The 5,414-nt window shown below is 63.9% G+C and carries 4 protein-coding genes; 2 read left to right on the top strand and 2 right to left on the bottom strand.

Going from position 1 to position 5,414, the window contains the following annotated elements:
- Positions 1 to 138: 138 nt before the first annotated feature.
- Both Q0629_RS06640 and Q0629_RS06635 read left to right on the top strand, forming a co-directional pair.
- Positions 139 to 1,533, top strand: a complete 1,395-nt coding sequence (locus Q0629_RS06640) for an MATE family efflux transporter (protein WP_298780483.1) — start codon at positions 139 to 141, stop codon at positions 1,531 to 1,533.
- Between the two features lie 98 nt (positions 1,534 to 1,631).
- Positions 1,632 to 2,798, top strand: coding sequence for an iron-containing alcohol dehydrogenase (locus Q0629_RS06635; protein WP_298780481.1), 1,167 nt, complete (start codon positions 1,632 to 1,634; stop codon positions 2,796 to 2,798).
- Positions 2,799 to 2,886: 88 nt separating this feature from the next.
- Here Q0629_RS06635 and Q0629_RS06630 read toward each other — a convergent pair whose 3' ends face one another.
- Positions 2,887 to 4,230 carry a sodium-dependent transporter gene (locus Q0629_RS06630; protein WP_298780479.1) on the bottom strand — a complete coding sequence of 448 codons (1,344 nt, stop codon included), beginning with the start codon at positions 4,228 to 4,230 and terminating at the stop codon, positions 2,887 to 2,889.
- A gap of 138 nt (positions 4,231 to 4,368) precedes the next feature.
- Positions 4,369 to 5,414, bottom strand: a 1,046-nt coding sequence (gene argH / locus Q0629_RS06625; RefSeq protein WP_298780477.1) for an argininosuccinate lyase, incomplete at its 5' end; no start/stop codon positions are given.

Below are 5,414 nucleotides of genomic sequence, written 5' to 3'. Positions count from 1 at the left end.
GGCCTTTTTTTCTCCTCTCTCCCCCTTCTGTTGCTTTTAGATTGTAAATCCAAGATCATTATAATACAGGTCCGGCTGTGCTATGATAAGCCCTGTAAACACTTTGCGGCAAACTCACTGACACGGGGGGGATTCTCTATGCTTCAGCCGCAGCGCATGGGCCGTGAGCCCATGCTGAAACTGATCTTCAGCTTCACGCTGCCATCCATCGCGGGGATGCTTGCGAACGCACTGTACAACATCGTGGACCGCATGTTCGTCGGCCGCCTCGTCGGGACGATGGGACTGGCCGCCATCAGCGTCTGCTTCCCCTTCATGCTCCTGCTCCTCTCGCTCTCGCTGCTCTTTGGGATCGGGGCCGTCCCCATGATATCGGGGGCTCTGGGGGAGAAGAACGACGACCTGGCCGAGGCCGTGCTGGGCAGCGCCCTCGCCGCGGCCGCGGTGGTCAGCGTCCTGGTGAGCGTCGTCGCCTTCATCTGGATGGACCCGCTGCTTCGACTGAGCGGCGCGAACGAGGAGCTCCTTGGCCCGTCGCGGGAGTACCTGCGCATCATCCTGCTGGGCGCGCCCTTTGGGATGCTCTCCTTCGTCATGAACTTCGCCATTCGCGCGGAGGGACGCCCCAACTTTGCCATGGCCACGCAGATGTTGGGTGCCGTCGCAAACATCGTTCTGGACGCGCTGTTCGTCTGGGGCCTGAAGTGGGGCGTCGCGGGGGCGGCGTGGGGCACGGCGTTGGCGCAGCTGACCAGCCTGCTGTGGGTCGCCTCCTTCTACTGGCGCCGGTCGGGACACCTGCGCCTTCGCTTGAAGTACTGTCGCCTGAAGCCGAGGATCCTCGGTCGCCTCATGGCTCTGGGTTTCCCCTCCGCCTTGACGGAGGTTTCGTTTTCCTTGTTTTACGTGTTGTTCAACCAGTCCCTGGCGAAGTACAGCGGCCCCCTCGCCGTTTCCGCCCTGGGGGCCTTCATGGGTTGGGACTCCCTGCTCTTCCTACCCGTCGTGGGGATATGCGACGGAGTGCAGGCCATCTTCGGTTTCAACTGGGGCGCGCGGCGCCCCCTGCGCGTGCTGGAGGCGCTGAAGCTGGCCCTCATCCTCGGCACGGGGTACTTCATGGGCAGCGTCGTCGTGGTGCACTTCTTCCTGTGGGACATGATGCGCCTGTTCTCCACCGACCCCGAACTCCTGACCATCGCCGTCGAGGGAGGACGCGTCGCCTATGCGGGCGTCATCTTCACCGGCGTCGCCATGGTCACGAACAGCTTCTTCCAGGGGATCGGCCTGTCCGGACTCTCCCTCTTCCTCTCCCTCTGCCGCCAGTTCGTCTTCCTCATTCCGGCGCTCCTCATCATGCCTCGCATCTGGGGCGCCATCGGCGTCTGGGGCGCCTTCCCCGCTTTGGACGCGGGGGGCGGCGCGCTGTCCATCCTGCTCCTCTGGGGCCAGTGCCGCAGGCTGGGCCTCCTGCGGTGCGAGGCCAGGCGCCTGCGCCTCGCCAGGCTGAGGAGGGCCGGGGAGGGGCTCTGAAGGGCCTCACTTAAAACGATAAAAAGGGACCGCGAGGGCCCGCCGAGCGATGCTGATCTGTATTTCATGAATTTTTTCTGTGAATGGAGGCGCTTGTATTGCATAACTTTACGTGGTGGAATCCGACGATCGTCTTCTTTGGCGAGGGGACGATCCCCAAGCTGGCGGAGCAGCTCTCCGCGATCCACGCCAGGAGTGTGCTCCTGCTCTACGGCGGTAGGGCGATCTTCAAGAACGGGGCCTACGCGCAGGTGACGGAGGCGCTGACGCAGGCCGGCATCGAGTTTCCAGAGGTTGGGGGTGTCCTGCCGAACCCGCGGGTGGACAAGGTGCGCGAGGCGATAGCGCGGATCAAGGCCGTGCCGGTTGACGCCATCGTCCCCATCGGCGGCGGCAGCGTCTTCGACTCGGCGAAGGCCGTGGCCGCGGGAGCGTGCTACGACGGCGACGTGTGGGACTTCTTTGAAAAGAAGGCTGAGGTGCAGAAGGCCCTGCCGATCTTCGGTGTCTTGACGGCGTCGGCCACCTCGAGCGAAGTGAACGACATCGCTGTGGTGTCCAACCCGGAGAGCGAGTTCAAGACCTCCATATCGAGCCCGCTGCTCTTCCCGAAGGTGTCCGTCATCGACCCGACGCTGCAGTTCACGCTCCCGGAGCGGCAGACGGTCAACGGCGGTGTGGACATCATGGCTCACGTGCTGGAGCGCGTGCTCGACGGCGACGAGGGGGCGGAGCTGATGGACGAGCAGGGGTACGCCCTCCTGCGCAGCATGATGCGCCTGATCCCGGACCTGATCGAGGACCCGCGGGACTACGACGCGCGGGCGGAGTACGCCTGGGCGGCTTCCATCGCCCACAGCGGCTTTTTGTCCTGCGGGCGAAACGGCCGCGGGGACTTCGCCTCCCACAAGCTGGGGCATGCCCTCAGCCTGCTGTTCGACGTGCCCCACGGCGCGTCGCTCTCGGTCATGATGCCCGCCTGGGCGCGCTACCTGCACGAGGAATACCCCGTGCCCTTCGCCCGGCTTGCGGAGAACGTCTTCGACATCTACGACGGGACGGACGAGGACAAGGCGCTTGAGGGCATCGAGTCACTGGAGGACTTCTTCAGCTCCATCGGCGCGCCGACGACGCTGCGCGAGCTGAACGTCCGGGAGGAGGACGTCCGCCGCCTGGCGGAGAACGCCTCGTCTCACGGCAGCTTCGGCAAGCTGAAGCGCTTGAACGAGGAGGACGTCCTCGAAATCTACAAGCTGGCGTACTGAGCTTTTTGCGCGGTTCGCAGGACGACGAAAGGGGGCCGAAGCCCCCTTTCGCGCTCTTGAAAGCGGAGATGCAAGCCCTCGTCGCCGCCTAAAAGAGCCCCTTGTAGAACACGATGCCGATGGCGACGGGCGCCACGATGCGGATGATCCACGCCCAGATGCTCAGCAGTTTGAAACGATAGGTCCCGTGGTTTGATATCTCGTCCTCCGCCCTGTCGAGGAACCGCCAGCCGACGAAGATGCAGGTCAGGATGGCGCAGAGCGGAAGCATAATGTGGTTGGACAGGAAGTCCATGGCGCTCAGGAAGTCCATGCCCCAGAGCGTGGGGGAGCCGCTCAGGGACGCGGCCGAAGGCAGGCCCAGCAGCGTGATGATGACCCCCATAATGAGGGAGGACTTTCTGCGGGACCACTTCAGGTCGTCCATGCCGTGGGCCACGGCCACCTCGAAGAGCGACATGGAGGAGGTGATGGCCGCGAAGAAGAGCAGGACGAAGAACAGGGCGGAAAAGATTTCGCCGTGAGGCATCCTGGCGAAGACCCCCGGCAGGACGATGAACGTCAACCCCACGCCCTGAGTGGGCTCAAGCCCCATGGAGAACACCGCCGGGAAGATGACGAGCCCCGCCAGGAAGGCCGCCAGCGAGTCGTAGAAGACCACGTAGGCGACGCTGGAGGGCAGGTGTTCCCCGTCCCTGATGTAGCTGGCGTAGGTGATCATGATGCCCATCCCCAGGGATAGGGAGAAGAAGCCCTGGCTCAGGGCGTCCAACAGGGCCGGCCAGGTCAGCTTGCTGAAGTCGGGCCGCAGGTAGAAGTCGAGGCCCTGCAGGGCCCCCGGCAGGGTGACGGCCCGCGCGATGAGCACGAGCATGATGAGGAAGAGCAGTGGCATCATCACCTTACAGGCGCGTTCGATGCCCTTGCCGATGCCTCCCAGCACGATGCCCACCGTCATGGCCATGAAAGCCAGGAAGTAGGCGATCACCTCCGTGGGGCTGCCGACGAAATGATTGAAGACGTCGCCGGACCGGCCCTCCACAGCCTGCGGCATCAGGTCCTGAAGGCTTGCCACGATGTACTTCAGCGTCCAGCCCCCGATGACCGCGTAGTAGGACAGGATGATGAAGCTCCCCCCTATCGTTCCCACCCAGCCCACGAGGGTCCAGGTGTGGGTCCCCGACGCCTGCCAGAAGGCCGGGACCGGCGCCTTGCGCATACGCCGTCCCAACGCAAACTCGCCCAGCATGACCGTCGCCCCGACGGTGGCCACCAGCAGCAGGTAGACGACCAGAAACGCCGCCCCGCCGTTCATCCCCACCATGTAGGGGAAGCGCCAGATGTTTCCCAGCCCGATCGCCGACCCCGACGCCGCCAGGATGAAGCCGATCCGGCTCCCCCAGTTCTCCCTCTCGTTGCGCCCATCGCTCATGACGTCCATCCTTCCCATGCCCGTGAATTTTCACCTGTCAATGCAGGAGAGTTCATAAACTATCAGTTTAACATGAATCCCGGTGGGAAACGCGAGAAACGGACGCAGTTTTCTTGAGGTGGAGCGTGGCGCGGCGGCTTAACCGTGCATCGTCCTCTCGAGCCATTCTCTGCCAGCTGTGATCTGCCGCCGCACCTCCCCGGGAGCCGTGCCTCCGTAGGACCTCCTGGCGTTCACGCAGGCTCTGATGCCGATGTCGCCCACCATGGACTTGGACAGGCGAGGGTCGATGAGGGCCAGGTCCGCGTCGGTAAGGTCCTCAAGCCGGCAGCATTTTTTCTCGCAGGCTCTCACCATGTGCCCCACGATCTCGTGCGCCTCGCGGAAGGGGATGCCCTTTACGACCAGGTGCTCCGCCACGTCCGTGGCGTTGAGGAACCCCTTCTCCAACTGTGCGTTCAGCACGTCCGGCCGGAACGAAGCGGCTCCGATCATCTTTTCGAGGATACGGATGCTTGCCTTCCACGTGTCGATGGCGTCGTAGACCTTCTCCTTGTCCTCCTGAAAGTCCTTGTTGAACGCCAGGGGGGTCCCCTTGAGCACGGTGAGCAGCCCCATCAGGTCGCCGTAGACCCGACCGACCTTTCCGCGAAGGAGCTCCGCGATGTCCGGGTTCTTCTTCTGTGGCATGATGCTGCTCCCCGTGCAGAAGCTGTCGTCGAGGGTGAGGTAGGAGAACTCGGTGCTGTTGTACCAGACGAACTCCTCGGCCCATCGCGACAGGTGCATCATGGAGATGGAGGCCGCGCTGAGGAACTCGATCATGAAGTCGCGGTCGCTCACCGTGTCCATGGCGTTCTCCGTGGGGGCGGAGAAGCCGAGGGCCTCTGCGGTGGCCTGCCGGTCGATGGGCAGGGTGGTACCCGCCAGGGCGCAGGCCCCAAGGGGGCAGAAGTCGGTGCGCGCACGGCAGTCCTGAAGGCGGTCCAGGTCCCGCTTAAACATCTGAAAGTACGCCATGAACCAGAAGCCGACGGTGATGGGCTGGGCGTGCTGCATGTGGGTGAAGCCCGGCATCAGGACGTCTGTCCCTGCCTCCGCCCTGTCCAAGATGACCTTCATCAGGTCTGCCAACGCCCCCTCGATCTCGCGCATCTCCCGGCGCAGGAGCATCGTCGTGTCCA

The sequence above is a fragment of the uncultured Fretibacterium sp. genome (genome assembly GCF_938030725.1).
GTDB lineage: Bacteria > Synergistota > Synergistia > Synergistales > Aminobacteriaceae > Fretibacterium.
Note: the sequence above shows the minus strand (reverse complement) of the source record. Positions and strands in the feature narration are given on the sequence as shown.